The organism is Hyalangium sp. (assembly GCF_035629615.1).
Classification (GTDB): domain Bacteria; phylum Myxococcota; class Myxococcia; order Myxococcales; family Myxococcaceae; genus Hyalangium.
This window is the reverse complement of record NZ_DASPHO010000800.1, coordinates 1-21,761: the sequence shown is the minus strand read 5'-3', so window position 1 is coordinate 21,761 and position 21,761 is coordinate 1. Positions and strand designations below refer to the sequence as shown.

The 21,761-nt window shown below is 67.0% G+C and carries 21 protein-coding genes; 14 read left to right on the top strand and 7 right to left on the bottom strand.

What is annotated here, in order from left to right; translation table 11 throughout:
• The 3 genes from secA to VD972_RS40280 all read left to right on the top strand — a co-directional run.
• Positions 1 to 2,262: preprotein translocase subunit SecA (gene secA, locus VD972_RS40290; protein ID WP_324994462.1), on the top strand; the 2,262-nt coding region annotated here is incomplete at its 5' end.
• Between the two features lie 227 nt (positions 2,263 to 2,489).
• On the top strand, positions 2,490 to 3,812 hold the full coding sequence (locus tag VD972_RS40285; protein WP_324994460.1) for a PE-PPE domain-containing protein: 1,323 nt from the start codon (positions 2,490 to 2,492) through the stop codon (positions 3,810 to 3,812).
• A gap of 233 nt (positions 3,813 to 4,045) precedes the next feature.
• Complete coding sequence (locus VD972_RS40280; RefSeq protein WP_324994458.1) at positions 4,046 to 4,990, top strand: fatty acid desaturase; 945 nt, start codon at positions 4,046 to 4,048, stop codon at positions 4,988 to 4,990.
• A gap of 564 nt (positions 4,991 to 5,554) precedes the next feature.
• Here VD972_RS40280 and VD972_RS40275 read toward each other — a convergent pair.
• The 4 genes from VD972_RS40275 to VD972_RS40260 form a co-directional block, all read right to left on the bottom strand.
• Positions 5,555 to 7,123 carry a serine hydrolase gene (locus VD972_RS40275; RefSeq protein ID WP_324994456.1) on the bottom strand — a complete coding sequence of 523 codons (1,569 nt, stop codon included), beginning with the start codon at positions 7,121 to 7,123 and terminating at the stop codon, positions 5,555 to 5,557.
• Between the two features lie 120 nt (positions 7,124 to 7,243).
• A complete protein-coding gene (locus VD972_RS40270) occupies positions 7,244 to 7,390 on the bottom strand; it encodes a hypothetical protein (RefSeq protein ID WP_324994454.1) in 147 nt (48 codons plus the stop codon).
• Between the two features lie 69 nt (positions 7,391 to 7,459).
• On the bottom strand, positions 7,460 to 7,687 hold the full coding sequence (locus VD972_RS40265; protein WP_324994452.1) for a TraR/DksA C4-type zinc finger protein: 228 nt from the start codon (positions 7,685 to 7,687) through the stop codon (positions 7,460 to 7,462).
• 93 nt (positions 7,688 to 7,780) lie between these two features.
• Complete coding sequence (locus VD972_RS40260; protein ID WP_324994450.1) at positions 7,781 to 7,984, bottom strand: hypothetical protein; 204 nt, start codon at positions 7,982 to 7,984, stop codon at positions 7,781 to 7,783.
• Positions 7,985 to 8,085: 101 nt separating this feature from the next.
• On the opposite strand from VD972_RS40260, the gene VD972_RS40255 reads away from it, so the two are divergent.
• The 3 genes from VD972_RS40255 (at position 8,086) to VD972_RS40245 (ending at position 13,873) form a co-directional block, all read left to right on the top strand.
• Positions 8,086 to 8,604 carry a hypothetical protein gene (locus VD972_RS40255; protein ID WP_324994448.1) on the top strand — a complete coding sequence of 173 codons (519 nt, stop codon included), beginning with the start codon at positions 8,086 to 8,088 and terminating at the stop codon, positions 8,602 to 8,604.
• 476 nt (positions 8,605 to 9,080) lie between these two features.
• Positions 9,081 to 9,332: a hypothetical protein gene (locus VD972_RS40250; RefSeq protein WP_324994446.1), complete on the top strand. Its 252-nt coding sequence runs from the start codon at positions 9,081 to 9,083 to the stop codon at positions 9,330 to 9,332.
• 191 nt (positions 9,333 to 9,523) lie between these two features.
• Complete coding sequence (locus VD972_RS40245) at positions 9,524 to 13,873, top strand: putative Ig domain-containing protein (protein WP_324994444.1); 4,350 nt, start codon at positions 9,524 to 9,526, stop codon at positions 13,871 to 13,873.
• 29 nt (positions 13,874 to 13,902) lie between these two features.
• On the opposite strand, the gene VD972_RS40240 is transcribed toward VD972_RS40245, so the two are convergent.
• Positions 13,903 to 14,559, bottom strand: a complete 657-nt coding sequence (locus tag VD972_RS40240) for a cytochrome c (RefSeq protein ID WP_324994442.1) — start codon at positions 14,557 to 14,559, stop codon at positions 13,903 to 13,905.
• Between the two features lie 39 nt (positions 14,560 to 14,598).
• Here VD972_RS40240 and VD972_RS40235 point away from each other — a divergent pair, with 39 nt between their 5' ends.
• The 6 genes from VD972_RS40235 (at position 14,599) to VD972_RS40210 (ending at position 19,532) form a co-directional block, all read left to right on the top strand.
• Positions 14,599 to 14,856, top strand: a complete 258-nt coding sequence (locus tag VD972_RS40235; protein WP_324994440.1) for a hypothetical protein — start codon at positions 14,599 to 14,601, stop codon at positions 14,854 to 14,856.
• Positions 14,857 to 15,216: 360 nt separating this feature from the next.
• On the top strand, positions 15,217 to 16,209 hold the full coding sequence (gene rpsB, locus VD972_RS40230) for a 30S ribosomal protein S2 (protein WP_324994438.1): 993 nt from the start codon (positions 15,217 to 15,219) through the stop codon (positions 16,207 to 16,209).
• Positions 16,210 to 16,352: 143 nt separating this feature from the next.
• Positions 16,353 to 17,012 (top strand): translation elongation factor Ts, encoded by a 660-nt coding sequence (gene tsf / locus VD972_RS40225; RefSeq protein ID WP_324994436.1) that lies wholly within the window; start codon positions 16,353 to 16,355, stop codon positions 17,010 to 17,012.
• A 194-nt stretch (positions 17,013 to 17,206) separates the two neighbouring features.
• Positions 17,207 to 17,956: a UMP kinase gene (gene pyrH, locus VD972_RS40220; RefSeq protein ID WP_324994433.1), complete on the top strand. Its 750-nt coding sequence runs from the start codon at positions 17,207 to 17,209 to the stop codon at positions 17,954 to 17,956.
• A 25-nt stretch (positions 17,957 to 17,981) separates the two neighbouring features.
• Positions 17,982 to 18,542 (top strand): ribosome recycling factor, encoded by a 561-nt coding sequence (gene frr, locus VD972_RS40215; RefSeq protein ID WP_324994432.1) that lies wholly within the window; start codon positions 17,982 to 17,984, stop codon positions 18,540 to 18,542.
• A 24-nt stretch (positions 18,543 to 18,566) separates the two neighbouring features.
• Positions 18,567 to 19,532 (top strand): response regulator, encoded by a 966-nt coding sequence (locus VD972_RS40210; protein WP_324994428.1) that lies wholly within the window; start codon positions 18,567 to 18,569, stop codon positions 19,530 to 19,532.
• 24 nt (positions 19,533 to 19,556) lie between these two features.
• On the opposite strand, the gene cyaY is transcribed toward VD972_RS40210, so the two are convergent.
• Both cyaY and VD972_RS40200 read right to left on the bottom strand, forming a co-directional pair.
• Entirely contained in the window at positions 19,557 to 19,889 is a 333-nt protein-coding gene (cyaY, locus tag VD972_RS40205) for an iron donor protein CyaY (protein ID WP_324994426.1), read from the bottom strand.
• Positions 19,889 to 20,383, bottom strand: a complete 495-nt coding sequence (locus VD972_RS40200) for a SixA phosphatase family protein (RefSeq protein ID WP_324994424.1) — start codon at positions 20,381 to 20,383, stop codon at positions 19,889 to 19,891. The genes cyaY and VD972_RS40200 overlap by 1 nt, the downstream gene beginning before the upstream one ends.
• 190 nt (positions 20,384 to 20,573) lie before the next feature.
• On the opposite strand from VD972_RS40200, the gene VD972_RS40195 reads away from it, so the two are divergent.
• Together VD972_RS40195 and VD972_RS40190 are read left to right on the top strand one after the other, a co-directional pair.
• On the top strand, positions 20,574 to 21,254 hold the full coding sequence (locus VD972_RS40195; RefSeq protein ID WP_324994422.1) for a hypothetical protein: 681 nt from the start codon (positions 20,574 to 20,576) through the stop codon (positions 21,252 to 21,254).
• 188 nt (positions 21,255 to 21,442) lie between these two features.
• Positions 21,443 to 21,761 (top strand): serine/threonine protein kinase (locus tag VD972_RS40190; protein WP_324994419.1); only part of this gene is annotated, 319 nt, incomplete at its 3' end.

Sequence of the window (21,761 nt, the reverse complement as noted above, 5' to 3'; positions counted from 1 at the left end):
CGCGACAACATGAAGTTCCGGCTGCAGGACTACGTGCAGCGCGAGCTCAACTACGCCATCGTGGACGAGGTGGACTCGATCCTCATCGACGAGGCCCGCACGCCGCTCATCATCTCCGGCCCCACCGAGGACAGCACCGACAAGTACTACCGGGTGGATCAGGTGATCCCCGGGCTCGTTCCGGACCAGGACTACTCGCTGGACGAGAAGGCGCGCTCGGTGTCGCTGACGGACGATGGCATCGACAAGCTGCAGAAGCGGCTCGGCGTGTCCAACCTCTACGATCCCGGCGAGATCGAGACGCTCCACCACGTGGAGCAGGCCCTGCGCGCGCACACGATCTACAAGCGCGACAAGGACTACGTGGTGAAGGACGGCGAGGTGATGATCGTCGACGAGTTCACCGGCCGCCTCATGCCTGGCCGGCGCTGGTCGGACGGCCTGCACCAGGCCGTCGAGGCCAAGGAGGGCGTGAAGATCGAGAACGAGAACCAGACGCTGGCGACGATCTCGTTCCAGAACTACTTCCGCATGTACTCGAAGCTCTCGGGCATGACGGGCACCGCCGACACCGAGGCCGAGGAGTTCGCGAAGATCTACAACCTCGACGTGCGCGTCATCCCCACCAACCGCGCCATGGTCCGCAAGGATCAGGAGGACCTGGTCTACAAGACGGAGCGCGAGAAGTTCGAGGCGGTGGCCAAGGAGATCGAGGAGCTGAACAAGAAGGGCCAGCCGGTGCTGGTGGGCACGGTGTCCATCGCCAAGAGCGAGGTGGTGGCCAACTTCCTCAAGAAGCGCGGCGTGCCGCACAACGTGCTGAACGCCAAGCAGCACCAGCGCGAGGCGGACATCGTCGCGCAGGCGGGCCGCAAGGGCGCGGTCACCATCTCCACGAACATGGCCGGCCGCGGCACGGACATCCTCCTGGGCGGCAACCCGGAGGTGATGACGAAGACGGCCATGGGCGCCGAGCCCCAGCCCCCCGATCCCCTGGAAGGCGCGACGCCGGAGCAGGCCGTGGCGACCCAGGTGGCCTTCGAGCAGCAGCTCGCGAACTGGAAGAAGCAGTACGAGGAGACGCTGGCGAAGTTCACCGAGCAGACGAAGGTCGAGCGCACCGAGGTCATGGAGGCGGGCGGCCTCTTCATCCTGGGCACCGAGCGCCACGAGTCGCGGCGCATCGACAACCAGCTGCGTGGCCGCGCGGGCCGCCAGGGTGATCCGGGTGGCAGCCGCTTCTTCCTGTCGCTCGAGGATGACCTGATGCGCATCTTCGGGTCCGAGAAGATCCAGGGGCTGATGGAGCGCCTGGGCATGGAGGAGGGCGAAGTTATTGAGCACACGTGGCTCAGCCGCGCCATCGAGGGAGCCCAGAAGCGCGTCGAGGGCCACAACTTCGACATCCGCAAGAACCTCCTCGAGTACGACGACGTGATGAACCAGCAGCGGCGCACCATCTACAAGCTGCGCCGCCAGGTGCTGGCCGCGGGCGCCGGCATCCCGCTGGTGGAGTACGACGAGGACAAGAAGACCAAGGCGAAGATCCGCAGCGAGCGGACGGTCTCCTGGGCGGACTTCAAGGAGCTGGTGCTCGACTCGCTCGAGGACTCGATCGTCACGCTGACGGACACCTACCTGCCCACGAAGAACCCGGGCACGTGGGATCTGGAGGCGCTCCAGCGCAACGTGAAGGACGTCTACGACCTGAACCTGAGCTTCGAGGGCGCCAGCAACCGAGAGACGGTGGAGAACGACCTCTACAAGGCGGCAGAGAAGGTCATCCTCCAGCGCGAGCAGGAGTTCGGCGAGGAGTTCCTGCGCTTCCTGCAGTACCGGTACCTGGCGACGATCGACCAGCTGTGGAAGGACCACCTGCTGGCGATGGACCACCTGAGGCAGGGCATTGGCCTGCGTGGCTACGGCCAGAAGGATCCGAAACAGGAGTACAAGAAGGAAGGCTACAGCGGCTTCATCCAGATGCTGGGGGCCATCAAGACGCAGTTCGTCACCCAGATGATGCGGGTGCAGGCGCGCAACACAGCCGAGGAGACGGCCCGCATCCAGAAGCAGATGGCGCAGCGGCAGAAGCAGGCCCTGGAGGGCCGGGCGAACGAGGAGGGGAAGATCGAGCAGGCCTCCGCGGCGGCTCGGACTCCCGCCAAGGCCGAGGGGCCCCGGGTGGGTCGCAACGATCCGTGCCCCTGCGGCAGCGGTCGCAAGTACAAGAAGTGCCACGGCGCCGCCGAGGCGAACGTCTAGGCTGAGCCGCTTCGCGGCTGTACCGACCGGCGCGGTCTCTCCTCCTCTGGGAGCGAGGGCCGCGCCGGTGGCTTTTCAGGCCTCGGGCGACTTCCCGCCAACTCAAGGGCGCCAAGTGCCGGGCACACAATTGCGCCCAGTATGCTCCTTTGTCACGCAACTCCCCAGAGGAGGTCAGGATAACCTATTTGTGGGTATGGAAATCCTCTTCCAGCGAGGGGCAGGCCATGAACGTCGGAAAGACCAGCGAAACGAAGTCTTCAGACAGGTCCAGATCATCCGAGTCCAAGCCTGACTCCAAGCCCGCGGCAGAGGCCACGCCCAAGAAGGCTGCGGAGTCGGCCTCCGCGATCTCCAAGACGGCGGCCGGCCAGTCCTGGGCCGGCAAGAGCGCCTTCGACGCCAAGTCGACCGAGGCCGGGCAGGCCCTGAAGCTCAGCCTCAGCGCCGGGAGTCCGGGCGAGGGGGTCACCCGCCAGGCCCTCAGCAACCCGGTGGGCAACATCCTCGCCGATGTCAGCAGCGCGGTGGGCGACACCCTCGCTGACGCCAGCAGCGCGGTGGGCGACACCCTCACCAACGCGGCCACCACGATTGGCAATGCGCTCAATCCGCCCGTGGTGGAGCAGATGCCCCCCATCCCGAGCTTCACCGATACGGTGACGGTGACGGGCAACACGCTCACCCATGAGGAGAAGATCGCGGCGGGCGCGGTGCAGATCGATAAGAACATGCCGCCCTCGACGTATGACGGCATGTACATCGGCGCGGACAACTACGCGTACCCGCCGGACAAGTTCAAGGTGACGGATGTTCCTCCCTTCGAGCCTTCGAATCCGCTGTCGGATCCGCCGCCGACGACCTACTACGTCAATGGCATCAACACCGATACCGCCGGCGTGGTGGCGGGGGCGCAGGAACTGGCAAACCACACCGGCACCAACGTGGTGCCCATCTACAACGCCACGGAGGGAATTCCCGGGGACGTGGCACAGGTGGCCCAGGACCGCATCGGCGTGGGCGAGAACAAGGCCGCGGACACGCTGACGGACCTCATCATGGCGGACCTCGAGAACGGCAAGCAGGTCAACGTGGTGGGCTACAGCCAGGGGGCGGCCATCGTCTCGCGCGTCCTCCAGGAGGTGGATAAGCGCCTCGCTGATGCTCAGGGCGGTGGGTGGCTGGGCAACCTGCCGTTTATCGGCGACGAGGACCGCCGGGCCCGTGAGGAGATCCTGGGGAACATCAACGTGGTGGGCATTGGCGGCGCGGGCAAGAACTTCCCGGCGGGGCCGGAGTACACCTTCTACGTGAACAAGCAGGATCCGTTCGCCAACTGGCTGGGCGTCCACCCGTTCAACCCCGTGACGGACGGCATCACCGCTGCCGCCACCGTGCTCATCCCAGGGGTGGGCTTGCTGAATGGGGGCGGGCCCGGCTACAGCGCCCCGGGCGCCACGGTGCACGTGATTGATGAGGTGGGCGATCCCAACGAGGACTTCAGCCCGCACCTGCTCGACACGTACTTCGACCACATCCTGCCGAACTAGCACTACTGCGTCAGGGTCCCGCTGGGTGAGCGGGGAGACCTAGAAGGCGGCTGGGCTGGGCAGGCGTGTGTCTGCTGGAGATGAATGGCTGCGCCGGCCCGGAGTGCGGCTCATGGGCTACCCGTCAGCGTCCCTCACCTCCCGCTCTGCTCCCGCCCGCTCCGCCCAATAGGGCTCTTGTCCTTCCTATGCTCTGTGCCCATCCCCCTTGGTGTTGAGGTACCGTTGGCGCCATGTCCAATGGCTTCATCTGGTCCAGCGCGGACGAACCGCACGCCGCGCGGCGGCGCGAGATGCTTCGCACGCATCCCGAGATCAAGGAACTCTACGGCCCGTGCTCGCGCACGAAGTACGTCTGCACGCTGCTCGTCGGGCTGCAGCTCTCGCTCGCCTTCCTGCTGCGTGACGCGCCCTGGTGGCTGATTGTTCTGGTCGCCTATGCGGTGGGCGGAGTGATCAACCAGGCGCTACTCCTGGCCATTCACGAGCTCTCTCACAATCTCGCGTTTCGCAAGCCCTGGCACAATCGCGTGTTCGGCGTCTTCATCAATGTGCCCGTGGGTGTGCCGGTCGCAGAAACGTTTCGCTACTACCACCTGCGCCATCACATCCATCAGGGTGACGAGCGGCTCGACACGGATCTACCGACGGAGTTCGAGGCGCGCTTGCTGCGCCATCGCGCAAGCAAACTGCTCTGGCTCTCTTGCCAAGGCTTTGCCTACGCGCTCCGTCCGCTGTTCGTGCATCCAAAGAAGCCGGGGGCTTCCGAGATCACGAACCTACTCGTGCAGGTCGCGTTCAACGTGGCCGTGTTCCATTTTTGGGGCGGCAAAGCGCTTGCCTATCTGCCGATCAGCTCACTGATCGTCATGGGGCTACATCCGATTGCCGGACACTACATCTCGGAGCACTACGTCTTCCGCGAAGGGCAAGAGACCTACTCGTACTACGGGCCGCTCAACGTGCTCGCGTTCAATGTCGGCTACCACAACGAGCACCACGACTTCCCCTACGTTCCTGGCTCGCGCCTGCCGAAGCTACGCGCGATGGCGCCGGAATTTTACGACGGTCTCCTGTCGCACCAATCGTGGACGGCGACGCTTTGGAACTTCGTCATGTGCCCCAGCCTGGGCGGTTACAGTCGCATCAAACGGCGCGTGGAGCGGCGGCGAGACTAGCGCCCAGACTCCTGCCGCGCACACGCGTGCGTAGCAGCGCCAGCAAGCGCTTCTACGTCAAGACCCGAGGTGGGAGCCCAGTGCGGTAGCTCTGCTCGCTGGGATCTGTGCGGGGGGCGGCCCGAGTCTCTACGGCGAAGGGCCGTCCCTACCGCGACCGAGGCAACAGGCCCGGCCTCACTTGTCCGGCGCGATGCACCGCCATCTTGTAGGAGAGAAGGGAGATTGGGACTCGTCGTACTTCATGAACTCGCATCGCTTCCAACGCGAGGTTTCATTTTCCCGTGATTGCAGTCCTGGAGTAGGGGGTAGGTGCGGCACTGACGGAGTTTTGGGTAGAGTCCGGGGGGACGTGTGTCTGCTGGAGATGAATGGCTTCTGCGCTGGCCTGGCGTGCGGCTCATGGGGTAGCCGTCAGCGGCCCTCACCTCCCGCTCTGCTCCCGCCCGCCACCCCCAACAGCGCTCCTGTCCTTCCTATACGTAAGGAGCGGTTTCAACCCTGGTTCCAGGCCTACGTCGAGTGGGCTTATGAGGTGACGCTGGATTGAGGGGCTGCCTCAACTCAGGGGCGCACGCCCATCTTCTCGAGCATCTTCACGGCGTTGGTGTTCTTCGGGTCGAGCTGAAGTGACTTCTTGTAGCTGGCGATGGACTGCTCGCGCCTCCCCGCCTCGAAGTAGGCCTCGCCGAGGCTGTCATGCGCATTGGCGTCCTCGGGGTAGAGCTCGACGTTCGCTTCGAACACCTTCAGAGCATCGGCGAGCTTGCCTTCGCGGAGCAGCCCATAGCCGCCCTCATTCAGGACGTTCGGAGACAGCCCCTCGGCAGGGCCTTCGCGTCGCCTCGCCTTGTACCAGGAGAGGAGCGCATCCACCCCCTTGAGTCGCGCGAGCAGGTCCACCGTCACCTGCGGGGACTCCGGGTCGGAGGCGGGGGTCTTCCAGCCGTACTCGGCGGCAACACTGGCAGCCAGCCGATCGAAGAGCATGGAACCGTTGTCCGAGTTGGCCATGATCGCCACGCCACTGCCCGAGTCGGCGAACGCAATCAGGATGGACCGGAAGCCCTCGTTCGCGCCTCCATGCCCGAACCGGTCGGTGCCGCTCTCCAACTGGAAGCCGATCCCGAAGGCCTCCGACTGCTTCGTGAGCATCTGCTTCACCGTCGCTTGGGACAGCAGGCGACTGGACTTGCCCACCCGAGCCTTCGACACCTCGATGGCGATGCTCGCGAGGTCCGACGGCGTGGTCCACAAGCCCGCAGCCCCCATCTCCGGGTAGATGTGCCAGCCACCGTCAATGCTCTGACCGGTCCCACGCGTGCCAGTCGCGGCCATCGTGGCAAGGGCCGGGGGCAGCGGCTGCTCGTAGGTGCTGTGCTTCAGACCGAGCGGTGCCAGCACCGTCTCCCGCATGATCTGCGGAAAGGGCTTCTTCAGCTGGTCGACCATCATCAACTGGACGACCGTCGTGCCACCACCGCTGTATCGCGTCTTCGTCCCAGGGATGATGTCGACCCGCACCGGAGCGGTGTTCGCGGGCTTCTCGCCATCGAGGATCTGCTGGACCGTAGGCCGCGGCTCGTTGACGGCGTAGCCTGGGAAGCCGTGCACCGTCAGCCCCGCGCTGTGGCTGAGCAGCCGACGGAGCGTCACCTTCTGCTCCTTCGTGAACTCGTTGTCGGGCACCTTCCACGAGATCAGCTTCTCGTTGATGTTCGCATCGAGCGACCACCTGCCCTGCTCGACGTGGCGCATCACCGCCAGCGCCGTCACCGGCTTGCTGATGGAGGCGGCCTGGAAGAGCGTGTCGATCGTGACGGGGTCCGAGCCACCGGCCTGCTTCACGCCATAGGCCTTGGCCCAGACGAGAGCGTTCTTGTCGAACACGGCGACACTCAGGCCGGGAATCTTGTACAGCTCCATCCAGTGCTGAAGTGACATGTTGATGAGCTCCTCGCCCGGGAGGGTGGCGGGCGCGAGGTTCGCTTCCACTCGCGCCACGCGGGCCGCTTCGGACGGACGGGCCAGCCACTCGGTGGTGGGCTTTCTCGTATCAGCCGCAGTGAGGAGCGCGACCGCCGCGCAGCCTGCGAGGGCAACGGTGGCCAGACGGAGAGATCTTCGACGCATCGCGTGCTCCAGCACTCGGGGTGGGTTCGACAGGGCAGGACGCCTACGAAGGAGTATCGAACCGATTGCCTGGCGGGTGCGAGTCTCAGGAGCCGGAGCGTCTCCCGCGGAGCTTCCGGCTCACCATCCCAGAGGGGTCGAGGGACGATACGGGAACAGCTCCGCCAGCACCACGAACCCCATGACGCCCCAGAGGGCCAGGATGGTGACGAGCGGCCCCGCAAACTTCCGGAGCGAGGACGGTGCGCTGGAGTCTGGGATCTTCATGGAGTCCTCTCCGCGAGGCGGGCCTCGCCCCCCAATGTACCCTGGGGAGCCAGGCCCGTCCTAGCCGGGTCAGCGCAGCGTCTTGCGCTTCCGCTTGACCGCGATGTCCTGCCCCGTCTTCTTCAGGCTCCCGGCCTTGCCCGTCGCGGTGACGGAGACTTCCAGCTCGAACTCTCCGCCCATGTCCTCGCTGCATCGGACGCACACCAGCGTGTCGGGCATCGCCTTGAGCCGGGCCTGGGGAATCTCGACTCCGCAGACGCCGCAGTGGACCACCTCGGTTGCCTCGTTCTCCATGTCCGCCGTCTCCCTTCTGTTCACTCGAAGCGCAGGCCTCTCCCACGCCCGAGCCGCACCTCTGCCTATCTCACGCCGGCTCCAGGGCGGCCCTCACTCGCCGAAGATCTGGCTCATGCTCAGGTCGAGCTGGCTGTCGAGGACGGCCAGAAAGCTCTGGAACTCTCGGGCCGAGAGGCCCAGCCGCGCCTGCAGCCGACGCTTCGTCTCCTCGTAGACGGTCTGCCGCGCGCTCTTCAGCCAGCGCGACACCGTGGACTGGTTCACCCGGAACAGCTCGCCCAGCTCGGAGGTCAACAGCCGATCGGCGAAGTAGAGCTGGCAGCTGCTGCCAGCACCCCTGCAGGCCTCATCCAGTGCCGCGCCCCGCCTGGGAAGGCAGCCTGGGCAGGGCAGGCGTGTGTCTGCTGGAGATGAATGGCTTCTGCGCTGGCCTGGCGTGCGGCTCATGGGGTAGCCGTCAGCGGCCTTCACTCCCGCTCTGCTCCCGCCCGCCACCCCCAACAGAGCTCCTGTCCTTCCTATACGTCCACCCCCAACAGGGCTCCTGTCCTTCCTATACGTCGGGGAAGAACATCGGCCACTACGGCCGGCTGGTGTTCGCGATGGTGGCGCGCCACTTCGTGGATGGCGAGGAGCTGGTGGCGAAGCTGCAGAAGGACCCGGGCTGCCACGAGAACCAGGCCCGCGCGCTGGTCGAGCAGGTGAAGGGCCGGGACTACAGCCCGCCGCGACGGGAGAAGGTGTTGGAGTTCCAGGCGCAGCAGGAGTTCCCCATCTGCCCCTCCCCCGAGGACCCTGACGCCTGCAACGTCTACAAGGACCTCCAGTTCCCCGAGAGTGTCTACGCCCATATCTCGGAGTACCGCGAGCAGAAGGCCCACGTGCACGCCCTGCAAGAGGAAGCCGGCGGGTGAGCGCCTCGACGCGCAGCAGCATGTAGCTCGCTTTCTCTGCATGATTTTCCAGCTCATGGGCTCTACCGGGTGTGGGCCACTCTTCTGGCTCGCGGCAGTCATACACACCCTGGCCGATTCAATTGAGTTCCAATGCCCAGCTCCCTTCGTGCCCCATCGCCGCTCATGATTGGAATTTGCGCGCTCGTCTGGCTCGGCGCATGCGCCACACCTGGCCAAGCCCGCCCGTTGGCGCAGCGTACCCTCGACTTGGCGTCCACTGGATCGCCCAGACCGGGCAGTCCAAGCGCGGTCGAAGGGGAGCCAGCGCGAGCGCCTGATGAGGACACGAGATTCCATCTGCTCTTCACCCTCGGAGCCCAATTCGGAGAGAGGCGCTTGTCGACATCCTCTGGAGCGACGGAGGCACGTCCCACCTCAATGCGGGAGATGCGCTGGTCGTCGCCGCGGGGGGATTGCTAGAACCCTTCGGCGGCATGACCCACGTCCTGCAGCTCCAGGCGACCGCCGCGTACAACGACACGCGCGCCGACGCGAGCAACGGAAGCGCGGAGTTGACGCATTGGCCATTGGAGCTGCTCGCTTTCTACGATTACCGGCCTTACGGCCTCCGCTTCGGAGGAGGCCTGCAGTACCAGCTCGGCGTCTCTTTCGATGGGACGGGCTCGCTCGCCTCCAGCACGACCTCCTTCGACAACGCGCTCGGGTTGGTCTTGCAGATTCTGTAGGCAAAGCGTCCTGCTGCCCTGCTCACTCTGCACCCCCGGTGGCGTGCCACCTTGGTGGTATCGCTTGACTCCCACTTCACTTCTAACTTGGTCATTCTATGCGTTCATCTCGTCTCATCGGGGTCCTGCTAACCACCGCGGTGGCTGTCAGCGCCTGCAAAAGTAATCTGCCCCCCCCGCCCGAGGAGGGAGTGCCCACGCTCGCCGACACCCCGCTCGCGGAGACCACCGTCGGCGTGAGCTACGCCGCCTCCGTCAGCGCGAGCGGCGGAACAGCGCCCTACACCTTCTCCACCCAGGGGCTCCCACCTGGCATCGTCATCGCCAGCGACAGCGGCGCGCTCTCCGGCTCGGCCAGCACCGCCGCGGACTTCCATGTGCAGGTGACCGTGAAGGACGCCCACGACAAGGAGGCCTCGAAGACCTTCCCGCTCAAGGTCTATCCAGGCGTGTCCTTCAAGAACGGCGCGATCCCCTCGTCCACCGCCGAGTTCCCCTACAGCACCACAGTCGAGCTCGAGGGCGGCAAGGCGCCCCTCACCCTGCGGCTGGCGAGCGGTGAGCTGCCCGCTGGCGTGAGCTTCAACGCCAACGCCCGGCAGCTCGCAGGCACGTTCCCCGCCGCTGGCACCTTCACGCTCAGCTTCGAGGCCACGGACGTCCACGGCTCCAAGGCGACTCAGCACTACTCCCTCACCGTGGCCGCGCCGCTGCGCATCACCCTGTCAGCCCTGCCTGCTGGCAAGGTGGCCGAGCCCTACTCCGAGCTCATCACAACCAGCGGCGGTCGCTCTCCCATCACCGCATCGCTCGAGAGCGGAATGTTGCCCCTGGGTCTCGCCTTCAGCGGTGACAGGCTGTCTGGCACCCCCCATGCCGCCGGGCACTTCACCTTCGTGATCAAGGCCACGGACGCCAATGACGCCACCGCGACCCTGTCCGCCGCGATGGACATCGCCGTGTCCCCGCCGCCGCAGATCACCTCCACCGCGCTCACCACCGCTACCGAGGGCGTGGACTACCGGCGCTCGGAGGCCAGCCCCGAGAGTCTCCAGACGCAGGCCAGCCAGGGGACACTCACCTTCGCGGCCACGGGCCTGCCCCCGGGCCTGTCCCTCAACGCGAGCACCGGCGAGCTGGGCGGCACTCCCGCGCAGGGCTCGGCGGGCTCCTATCCCGTCAACTTCACCGTGACGGATGCGGGCAACCAGTCCTCCAGCAAGGTGCTCACCTTGCAGGTGGTGACGCCCCAGCCGATCACCTTCGGCGGTGTCGTGGGCCTGGCGCCTTCCGGCAGCCGCATCACCGACACGCTCACCGTCTTCGCCTCGAGCGGGCGGCTGCCCCTGGCCAACGTAGGCGTGCGCGTGCGCAAGAACGGGCAGGAGTACGCCCCCGCCAGGGAGGCCCTCACCAACGCCGAGGGCAAGGTCGTCTTCACCGGCCTGGGCCTCAACGGCACCACGGACACCGTGGACATCACCGCCAATGGCAAGGACCTGACGAACACCACCTTCGCTGGCCTCAACGCCGCGGTCGTCACCCTGAGGATGTCCGCGACTCCCCTGCCCCTGCCCCGCGTCTCGAGCAGCGGCGCGTATGATCCGAGCTCGCGGCGCTTCCTGCTCACCGGTGGCCAGAGCGCGCGCACCGCCCTCCTCTCCGCTTCGTGCCTCAACGACATGGTGGAGGCGGTGGACGTGGCGCAGAAGGACTTCACCACGCGCGTGCCGGGCGGACTGCCCACCTCCCCGGCGCCCCGGGTCGAAGAGGCCATGGCCATTGCCGGCGGGGCAGCGGTCCTCTTCGGCGGCCGCAAGTGCATTGGAACCGTTGACTCCCTGGGCGACACCTGGGAGTTCGATCTTGCCAGCAACACCTGGGCGGCGATCACCCCCACCGGTAACAAGCCCACGCCTCGCCGCGCCCAGGCGATGGTGCGCGACGCCTCCGGCAACTTCATCTACATGGTGGGCGGCTTCCGCACTCCCTTCCTCAGCAACGAGGTGTGGCGCTACGAGCCCGCCAGCAACACGTGGCTCCAGCAGCCCGCGGCCCCCTTCAGCCGGGCCTATATGGCCTCCACCCTGCAGACCGTCACGGGCGAGCTGTGGCTCTGCGGCGGCCGCGGGCCGCTCATCACCAGCGAGTGCCAGGCCTTCAACCCCACCTCGGGGAGCTGGTCCGTCAAGCCGTCCCTGCCCTCGGCGCGCACCGAGTTCTCGATGGCGTTCGACCCCTTCACCGAGACCCTCTACGCCTTCGGCGGGCGGGGCAGTTCCACCTTGCCCTATGGAGACCTGCTGGTGCTCCGCCAGAATGCCTCCGCCTGGGAGTCGGTCACTCCCTTGGGGGCCACCCCGTCACCGCGCTACGGGCACGTGATGTACTTCGACCTGACGCGGCGGGAGCTGGTCGTCGCGCTCGGCATGACCGGCATGACCCTCAGCTCAGGGAGCACCGCCTACACCCGCCTCGGCGACGTGTGGACGTACGATGGGCAAGCGTGGACCGAGCGGGGCCCCTCTGCGACGCCGCCGGGCTACTCGGTGAGCGGGCAGATCACCGGTGGACCCGTCAGCGGCACGGCCCAGCTCTCCCTGAACACCCCCAGCGGCTTCGTCACCTCCGCCTCGGTGGCGCTCGACCCCCAGGGTCACGGTACATACGCGCTGCCGGGGATTCCCCCGGGTGAGCCCCTCCTGGTGACGGTCCTCGGTCAAGACTTCACCCTGGCGTACCCGAACTCCCTGTGGACGTACGCCGAGGCGCAGCGTCCCGGGCTGGCCGCGGACGCTACCTTGGACATCCACCTGCCGCCGGGCCCCGCGGTGCTCTTGCAAGCCACGGGCAGCATCCAGGTCCCTCCGAACTGGTACGGCAATGTGTACTATGCCGACCCCCAGCTCGAGGTGCCGGGCTTCCCCGCTACGCCCAATGGGGTCTCCCACTTCGACATGGAGACCCGGCAGTTCAGCCTGGCCTTCGCCGCGACGGCCGCGCCCAACCAGCAGCGCATCTCCAGCTTTTCCGAGAGCGTGCTGACCTGCGCACGCCATGGCATCTTCAATGTCATCGGTTCGGGCAACCTGACCGTCCCGCTGAGCGCCCCCGTCACCGGCATGGCCCCGGGACAGGCGGAGTGCATCCCGCAGGGCCCCCGCGGAGTGAGCGCGCCGCGCAGCCGTGTCAGCGCCCCACGGGCGAAGCATGTCTCGGTGGGAGACCTCGATGGTGACAACTTCCCGGATCTGCTCATCCCCCTTCCCTCCAGCTCGAGCCTGGGCCTTGTCTGGGGATCTCCCAGCGCAGGGCTTGCCTCCGAGGATTTCAGCTGCTGCGATGTCAACGACACGCACAGCGTCGCCACCGGCGACTTCAACAAGGACGGCAAGCTGGACCTGGCCGTTACCGAGCCGGCCACGAGCTCCGTCAAGGTCCTGCTCGCCGATGCCAGCGCGCAGCGGACCTTCGGACCGGCCACGGCCTATCCTGTGGGCCCCAGCCCGTCGGGCATCGCCGCGGCGGACGTGAATGGGGACGGCTTCCAGGATCTGCTCGTGGCCAACCAGGGCGCCAGCACCGTCTCCCTCCTCTACGGCGCCACCCACGGCACCTTCACCCCAGGCTCTCTGGTCACGCTGGCAGGCACCTCGCCCACGCAGGTGCTCGTCACCCAGGTGGACGGGGACACCGCGCTGGATCTGGTCGTGCTCGTGGCCGAGGGCGTCTCCGTCGCGCTCGATGGTTCCGCCCAGGGGCCCTTCGGCAACTCGACGCTCGTCACTGCTGGCGCCCAGCCCAGCGCGGTGGTGGTGGGCCAGCTCAACGGCGACGCCTTCCCGGACCTCGCGGTGGCCAACGCGGGCAGCAACAACCTGTCCCTGCTGCTCGGGGCCGACGGCGGCACGTTCGCGCAGCCCGTGAACCTCGCCGTGGACGCGGCGCCCGCGGGGCTCGTCCTCGCCGAGCTCACCGGCGACACGCACCTGGATCTCGCGGTGACCAGCCCCACTGAAGGCACCGTCACCTTGCTCCAGGGCGCCTCGAGCAGCACCTTCACCCTGCACTCCAAGGTGTCGGTGGCAGGAGATCCGCGCGGACTGGCGGCGGCCGACTTCAACGGGGACGGCCTCAATGATCTGGCTGTTGCCTCGCCCACCGCCAACGGGGTGTACCTCCTGCTGGGCCAGAAGCCGGCCCCCACCGCGCCGGGGACGTCGTTCTCCTTCAACGCGCCCGCTCATGCCGGCTTCATGTTGTCCGTGCACGCCCTGGAAGGACAGCGGGTCTACTGGAACTACTACGCGCCCCTCCAGCCCGGCCCGGTGTCCTATTCCCTGCCGCTGCCGAGCACGCTGGCACCCTCGGCGGCGCCCGTGGCTCCTCCCAGTGGCCAGCTGGAGCTGTCCTGGTCGCCGCAGGTGAGGCAGTGGGAGCCGAGCTCGGCGCGGCCCTTCAACCCTCGCCAGTTCTCCCTCAACCACCCGGGCGCCGACGCGGATACGCAGCCGGGCTATCGCCACTACTTCTGGCCATAGCCGGCTCGAGCAATCCCGGGGGGCGACGCTCACGCCTTCACCCGGGCCGACGGAAGGCGCACGCTCTTGAAGACCTTGATAACTCCATAGTCTTGGAAGGAGTCGGTCAGGGTGTCGTCCAGCTCCCCCAGGAGGGGAGGCGGCCGATCGCGCGGCTCAGGGCGGTGGCGCGGCCCCCCCTTCTTCGAGCCGATGTCAGGACGAGGATCGGCAACGAAGCCATCCCGGTTCGGCATCTTCACGAGCGGCAGCGTGCGCTCGTTCATCTCCGTGTCCTCGCCGATGATGCCCTCCGCGTGCAGCAGGAAGGCGGTCAGCGCGTAGACCTGGTCGGGAGTGAGAGTGCCCGGCGCGACATAAGGCATCGCCCGGTGGATGTAGTCCCAGACGGTGGTGGCGAAGGGCCAATAGCTGCCGACAGTGAGCACGGGCTTCGCGCCCGTCAGGCTGCCGCGGCCACCGACGAGTGCGGCGTAGCTCTCTCGCCCCTCGCCGTTGGGCCCGTGGCAGGTCGCGCAGAGGCTGGAGTAGAGGCCCTTTCCCTCCCGTGTCGTTCTGTGCCCGGGAGGAAGGCCGGCGTTGGCCGGCAAGACCGAGATATCTCTCGCCTGGATCTCCTCGGGCTTGGCGACCCGGCCGATCTCGTAGCGGGTAGGGGCCGTCCCCCCGCCGACGAGCTCCCTCAAGCGGGGGCGGAGTTGGGGCCGGAGGAGGAGAGCCCGTTGGTGGCCGCGAGGGTGGAGCAGCCGCAGAAGGAGCGCCCGCCCCGCTTGGAATGGGACGTGTTCACCTTGTTGCCCGCGCATGGCCCAAGGCATCGCGTGCTGGCGGGCTACGAGAGCCTCACCACGACCCAGCAGTACATGCACCGGTCCCCGGCAGCCAAGGACGCGGCGATCAGCCTGCAGGATGAGGCGGCCCCCCAGATTTCTGGAGACATCCCGGAGACGGGGATCGCGCCGAAACAGAAGCCCGGGCGCTGAAAAGACGAAGGGCCTGGAATCTTTGAGGCTTTGGCGAGGAGTAGGGGACTTGAACCCGTGGCCCCCATGAAGCAGTCAGGGCACCACGCACCATCTTCCAGGCCGAGCCGATCCCCTGCACCGCCGCCTGCTGGACGAGCGGGCAGGCCTCGGGTGTGGACATGTAGGCACCCGGCAGCGGCGAAAGCTTGCGATCTCCCTGGGGGTTTTGTTAAGGACCGCCCGCCCCCTGCAGCACCTGGGGCGGTAGGACGCAGCACCCACTACTCACACGTCCGTGCCGGCAACCGGTGCTCCGCTGAAGCGGGGCAAACCGCCGGAGTTTCCATCGGGCGTGGCGGAACAACCGGAGAAGCAAACATGTCGGAGACGCAGCAGGAGAATCAGGCGCAGATCATGGCCGCCGCGAGCGGCATCACGATGAAGCAGCTGCTGGAGGCCGGCGTTCACTTCGGCCACCAGACCAAGCGCTGGAACCCGAAGATGAAGCCGTACATCTTCGGCGCCCGCAACGGCATCTACATCATCGACCTGCAGAAGACCGTCGTCATGGCCCGCGCGGCCTTCCGCTTCGTGGCGGATCTCACCTCGCGCGGCGGGCACGTGCTCTTCGTCGGCACCAAGAAGCAGGCCCAGGACGTCATCCGCGAGGAGGCCGCCCGGGCTGGCCAGTTCTTCGTCACCAGCCGCTGGCTGGGTGGCACGCTGACCAACTTCAAGACCATCAAGCAGGGCATCGACCGGCTGAAGACCCTGGAGAAGATGTCCGAGGACGGGACGTTCGATCGCCTGCCCAAGAAGGAAGTCGCCCAGCTGGAGCGCGAGCGCGAGAAGCTCGAGAAGAACCTGGGCGGCGTGAAGGAGATGACGAAGCTGCCCCGCTGCGTGTTCGTCGTCGATCCGAAGAAGGAGCACATCGCCATCCACGAGGCCACCCGCCTGGGCATCCCCGTGATCGGCGTGGTGGACACCAACTGCGACCCGGACGGCATCGACTTCATCATCCCGGGCAACGACGACGCCATCCGCTCCATCAAGCTCTTCACCTCGAAGATCGCCGACGCGTGCATCGAGGGTGGTGCGCGCTACCGCGCCTCGGGCGCCGCCGAGCGCGACGAGCAGGAGGAGCGTGAGGGCGGCGGCCGCGACGACCGCCGTGACCGTGACGATCGCCGGGGCCCGCGCCGCGGTGACCGGGGTGATCGCGGTGACCGCCGCGGTGGTGGTGGTGGCGGCGAGCGCCGGGGTCCCCTCGTGGAGATGAAGGCCACCGCCCCTGTCGCCGCCGAGCCCGTTGAGGGCGAGGCCGCCGAGGCCGAGGCCCCTGCTGAGGAGACGCCGGCCGCCGAGTAAGGCCCGAGCGCTCTCGCGTCAACATTGAAGTCGGCCGGGTGGTGGGGCCTCTCGCCGCCCGGCCTTTCCATTTCCCCTACTGAAGTACCTGAAACCTCAACGCCCCTGCCGGCGCACTGCGCACGCGGGGCCTGGAGACGAACATGGCCGAGGTTAGCGCCTCGATGGTGAAGGAGCTCCGCGAGAAGACCGGCGCGGGCATGATGGACTGCAAGAAGGCGCTCGCCGAGAGCGACGGCGACTTCACCAAGGCCGAGGAGTGGCTGCGCAAGAAGGGCATCTCCCGCGCCGGCGCCAAGGAGGGCCGCGTCGCGGCCGAGGGCATCATCGCCACCTACGTCCACAGCGGCCGCATCGGCGTCATGGTGGAGGTCAACTGCGAGACGGACTTCGTGGCTCGCAACGAGGACTTCCAGGCCCTGGCCAAGGACATCGCCATGCACGTCGCGGGGGCCAGCCCCCTGTACGTGCGCCGCGAGGAGATCCCCGCCGACGTGCTGGAGAAGGAGAAGGAGATCCAGCGCCACCAGCTCAAGGAGCAGAAGAAGCCCGAGGCCATGTGGGACAAGATCCTCGTGGGCAAGCTGGAGAAGTACTACGAGACGGTGTGCCTGGTGGACCAGTTCTGGGTGAAGGACGACAAGAAGCGCATCCACGAGATGGTCACCGAGCGCGCCGCGAAGATCGGCGAGAAGGTCTCCATCCGCCGCTTCTCGCGCTTCGTGGTGGGCGAGGGCATCGAGAAGAAGAAGGATGACCTGGCCGCCGAGGTCGCCAAGACGCTGGGCACCACCCAGGCCTAGCCGCGCCGCCAGCTCCCTGAGCTGACGTGGGGCCGCGCGCTCCAGGTTCCTGAAGAGGGCCTGGGGCCGCGGCCCTTCGCGTTTTCCGGGGCCTGCACGGAGCCCGGGCCAGGAGGTTGGCGGGAGACGGTCGCGGCGTGGGGGGTGACTCGAACGTTGATCGTGGGCGGGGTGGGGGATATGAGCGGAACCGCATGTCCGACCCGACCCGTTCCCTTCGTTACAAGCGCATCCTCCTCAAGCTCTCGGGCGAGGCTCTCATGGGCGATGGGAAGTACGGCATCCATCCCCCCACGCTCACGCGCATCGCCTCCGAGGTGAAGGAGCTGGTGCAGGCCGGTGTGGAGCTGGCCATGGTCATCGGCGGCGGCAACATCTTCCGCGGCGTGGCCGGTGCCACCGAGGGCATGGATCGCGCGAGCGCCGACTACATGGGCATGCTCGCCACCTGCATCAACTCCATGGCCATGCAGGATGCGCTGGAGAAGCAGGGCGTCTTCACCCGGGTGCAGTCGGCCATCAAGATGGAGCAGATCGCCGAGCCCTACATCCGCCGGCGCGCCGTGCGCCACCTGGAGAAGGGGCGCGTGGTCATCTTCGCCGCAGGCACGGGCAACCCGTACTTCACCACGGACACCGCCGCCTCCTTGCGCGCCATGGAGATCAACGCCGAGGTCATCCTCAAGGCCACCAAGGTGGACGGCGTGTACAACGCGGACCCCAAGAAGGACCCCGCGGCGCGGCGCTACCGCACGCTCACGTACATGGACGTGCTCAAGCAGAACCTGAACGTGATGGACTCTACGGCCATCTCGCTGTGCATGGACAACAAGCTGCCCATCGTCGTGTTCGACTTGACGACGCGCGGCAACATCGGCCGGGCCGTGCTGGGCAACGGGGATATCGGTACAGTGGTGGGTGCGGCAGAGACCGTCTGGGCCTGAACCACTCCTTACCTAGGAGCACACAATGGCGAATGAGGACGTCGTTGCGCAGTTGAAGAGCCGTATCGACAAGACGCTCGATGATCTCAAGAAGGAGCTGGCCAGGGTGCGCACCGGGCGCGCCAGCACCAGCCTCCTGGATGGCATCCGGGTGGACTTCTATGGCACGCCCACCCCGCTCAACGGTGTGGCCAGCGTGAACGCCCCCGAGCCACGGCTCATCACCATCAAGCCGTGGGACAAGGGCGTGCTCAAGGACATCGAGAAGGCCCTCCGCGAGGCCAACCTTGGGATCAACCCGATGAACGACGGCGAGCTCATCCGCCTGCCGTTCCCGCCGCTCACCGAGGAGCGCCGCAAGGAGATCGCCAAGCAGGTGAAGTCCAAGGGCGAGGAGCACAAGGTCGCCGTCCGCAACATCCGCCGGGATGCCAACGAGCTGCTCAAGACGCAGCTCAAGGACAAGAAGATCACCGAGGACGACAACAAGCGGATGCAGGAGCGGGTGCAGAAGGAGACCGACGCGGGCGTGGCCGAGGTCGACAAGATCATCGCCGCGAAGGAAAAGGAGGTCATGTCGGTCTGATTTAGGGCTTTAATAGCCGTTTGTATGCGCTCCGCCCTCGTCGCCGAACCCGCCATCCCCGTCGCTACGGCCCTGCGCAGGTTCCTGGAGAGCGCGGGTTATGCCGTCATCGTCGTTGGCACCGCGGTGGAGGCGCTCCGGGAGGTCCGCACCAGTCCTCCCGAGGTGCTGCTGGCCTCGCTGTCCGAGTCCATGGACGGCGAGGAGCTGTGCCGGGAGGTGAAGCAGGAGGCGCCGACGCTGCCGGTGCTCCTGCTCTACATGCCCGAGGAGGAGAAGCCCGAGGAGCGCGCGGCCGCGGCAGGCGCCGATGCCTGCCTGGTGGGGCCCCTCAAGCGCACCACCCTGGTGACGTGTGTGGGGCTGATGCTCCAGCTCGCCGAGGCACGAGCCGCCGCCCGTTCCGCCCAGGGCCCGGCGGCTCCGAAGGCAGAGTCCGAGTCCGATGATGTCGCGGCCCGCCGGCTCGGGCTGGAGGGGCCGGCCTCACCGGACTTCGAGTTCCTCAAGCGGCTGCTGCTGATGGAGGTGAAGCGCAGCCGGCGCTACCGCTACCCCATTGCCCTGCTGCTGATGGAGATGGATCACCTGGCGGAGCGCACCGCGCACCTGGGATCCTCGCAGCGCACCACGCTCCTGGCGGAGATGCTGGGGCTGCTCTCGGGCGGGGTGCGCGACATCGACGTCATCGTCCCCACTACCGAGGGCCGCTTCGTCGCCTTCTTCCCGCATACGCCGAGGGTGGGGGCGATGGTGGTGGCGGAGCGGATGCGGCAGCGCGTGAGGACGCTGGCGCGCCTGCCGAACATGAGCGTCTCCATGGGCCTGTCCGTCTTCGAGCCTTCACCCGTGAGGGGCCAGACGCAGGTGAGCTTCGGCAACCTGATGAAGGACGCCAGCGAGGCGCTGCGCAAGGCCCAGGCCGAGGGAGGAGATCGGGTGGCCTTCATCGAGCGCGAGGTCCCCGAGGAGCCGCCCGAGGAGAACTGACGCCGGGCAGGCCCGTGGCGGGCCTCAGGCCGAGTAGACGAACTGCTCGCCGCTAAGCTCGCGCACCACGTCCGCGACGAAGGAGAAGAGCTCCAGCCCCTTGCCCTTGTCGTCCTTCCAGGTGCCGGAGGCCTCGTCGTAGGAGAAGTGGATCCCCTGTCCCTTGCCGGCCACCCAGATCTGCCGCACGGCACGCTGGGTGTTGACGATGCACTTCTCGCGCGAGCGGGCGGTGAGGGTGAGCATGTCCCCGGTGCTCTCCGCCTCGAGGACGTCCGGGTCCAAGGCGTCCGCGGCAGCCAGCATGCGCTTGAAGACCGCGGCGACACGCTGGTTGTAGAGGCCCTCGTCCATCATCACTGGATGACGTCGAGCACCTGCTGGCCTAGGGGCGCGTAGAACAGGAACTTCAGGCCCGGGTTCTCGCCCTCGGTGCGCTCCAGGCCGATGACGGTGCCCGGGCTCACCGGCTTGGGAAAGGACTGCATCCCCAGCAGGTGAGCGGCGAGCGCCCCCATGGACGGCTGGTGCCCCACGAGCACGAGGTTCTGCTCCGCGTGCTCGCTGATGACGGGCTCCACGGCTCCCACGGGCATGTCCGGCAGCAGGCAGCGATGGACGCGCAGCAATCCCTCGTGCTTCACCACGGCGGAGAGGATCTGCGCCGTCTGCACCGTGCGCACCAGGGGGCTCGTCAGGATGAGCGAGATGGGCCCCATTCGCTCCGACAGGGCGGCGAAGTGCTGAGCAGTATTGACGCGGGCCTTGGAGGTCAGCGCGCGCGCCTCGTCGCCAAGACCCTCGGGGATCTCCGCGTCCGCATCGCCGTGCCTTACCAGAAAAAGCCTCAAAGTCCCTCCACCGCTCACGACAACGAACCGGGGTTCGTACACGACCGTAGCCGGGTTGGTCAAAGGTAATGCGGCGATTGTTCAGTGGAGCAGATCCCCCCCGGTAGGTTGTCGAGGGGGCGCTGAACCCTGTTGCATCGCGCGGGAGAATATACTGCGCCGCCTCGGTTCCGTCCCGAGAGGAGTGGGCATGCGTCGGTCGTTGTGGGTGCTGTGCGTCGCGCTGTTTTTCTCAGCATGCAAGAAGGAGCAGGCAGAGCCCGCGCCTCCCTCCCTGGAGGCGACGAGGCCCTCGCCCGCTCTGCCCAAGGACGAGCAGGCCGCAGAGGAGCCGGGGGGAGAGGCCGCGCCCGGCGCGTACACGCTCACCCAGGAGAAGCTCGAGGCCTATGTGCGCTACCAGCGACAGCTGCTGGCCGCGTACGAGGCGCTCCTCAAGGACATGGCGCCACTGAGGCTGGACGCCGGGCGAGGGGATGAGCTCGCGGAGGTGAATGCCACGATGAAGCTCATCGAGGGCAAGGCGAAGGCGGAGGAGGCGGCGCGCAAGGAGGCCAGGCTCAGCGAGGAGGACGTGAATGCCATCGCCGATGTCGTGACGGCCGTGATCAGCCAGCGCCAGCTGACCCAGGCATTCCAGATCGACGAGGAGCTGAAGAAGCTCGAGGAGATGCAGGCGAAGCTGAGGCCCGAGCAGCGGGAGGAGCTGGCCCCGCAGCTGGCCGCCATGCGCGAGCGCATCGAGGATCTGCAGAAGCTCACCGAGGTGCGCCGCACGTACGGGGACGCCAACGTGGACATGGTGCTCACCCACGAGGCGGACCTGGCGAAGAACTACCAGGACATGCTCAACACCTTCAGCAAGCGGTGACGGAGGCTGGGCGCTGCACTGGGACATCTCTGCCTCCCACTCAGCGGTGTCCGCTCTTGCTCACTCCTCAGGCAGCCTGCTCGGTGAACGTTTACCGTTGGCCAACGCCCGGCTGGATGCCTGCGAAAGGGCGAAGTCGCGGTGATAGGCTGCTGGACGCATTCGAGCTGAGAGAAGGATAGCGCCGTATGGAATTACAACCCGGAGCACGGTTTGGCCGCTACGAACTGGTGTCGCGCCTGGGACGGGGCGGCATGGCGGAGACCTACCGCGCCCGGCTGATGGGAGAGGCCGGTGTCACCAAGCCCGTGCTCATCAAGAAGGTGCTGCCCGAGTACGCCAACGACGACGCCTTCAGCGCCATGTTCGTCAGCGAGGCGCGCATCTCGGCTACGCTCTCGCACGGCAACATCGCCCAAGTCTATGACTTCGGCCGGTCAGACGGGGAGTACTTCCTGGCCATGGAGTACGTGGACGGGCAGCCGCTGAATCGCATCATCAAGCGCA

Bases quoted from the DNA above. Each gene is read 5' to 3' on its own strand.
- VD972_RS40285 (WP_324994460.1), top strand. From the start codon at position 2,490: ATGAACGTCGGAAAGACCAGCGAAACGAAGTCTTCAGACAGGTCCAGA.
- VD972_RS40280 (WP_324994458.1), top strand. From the start codon at position 4,046: ATGTCCAATGGCTTCATCTGGTCCAGCGCGGACGAACCGCACGCCGCG.
- VD972_RS40275 (WP_324994456.1), bottom strand. From the start codon at position 7,123: ATGCGTCGAAGATCTCTCCGTCTGGCCACCGTTGCCCTCGCAGGCTGC.
- VD972_RS40270 (WP_324994454.1), bottom strand. From the start codon at position 7,390: ATGAAGATCCCAGACTCCAGCGCACCGTCCTCGCTCCGGAAGTTTGCG.
- VD972_RS40265 (WP_324994452.1), bottom strand. From the start codon at position 7,687: ATGGAGAACGAGGCAACCGAGGTGGTCCACTGCGGCGTCTGCGGAGTC.
- VD972_RS40250 (WP_324994446.1), top strand. From the start codon at position 9,081: ATGACCCACGTCCTGCAGCTCCAGGCGACCGCCGCGTACAACGACACG.
- rpsB (WP_324994438.1), top strand. From the start codon at position 15,217: ATGTCGGAGACGCAGCAGGAGAATCAGGCGCAGATCATGGCCGCCGCG.
- tsf (WP_324994436.1), top strand. From the start codon at position 16,353: ATGGCCGAGGTTAGCGCCTCGATGGTGAAGGAGCTCCGCGAGAAGACC.
- pyrH (WP_324994433.1), top strand. From the start codon at position 17,207: ATGTCCGACCCGACCCGTTCCCTTCGTTACAAGCGCATCCTCCTCAAG.
- frr (WP_324994432.1), top strand. From the start codon at position 17,982: ATGGCGAATGAGGACGTCGTTGCGCAGTTGAAGAGCCGTATCGACAAG.
- VD972_RS40210 (WP_324994428.1), top strand. From the start codon at position 18,567: ATGCGCTCCGCCCTCGTCGCCGAACCCGCCATCCCCGTCGCTACGGCC.
- cyaY (WP_324994426.1), bottom strand. From the start codon at position 19,889: ATGATGGACGAGGGCCTCTACAACCAGCGTGTCGCCGCGGTCTTCAAG.
- VD972_RS40195 (WP_324994422.1), top strand. From the start codon at position 20,574: ATGCGTCGGTCGTTGTGGGTGCTGTGCGTCGCGCTGTTTTTCTCAGCA.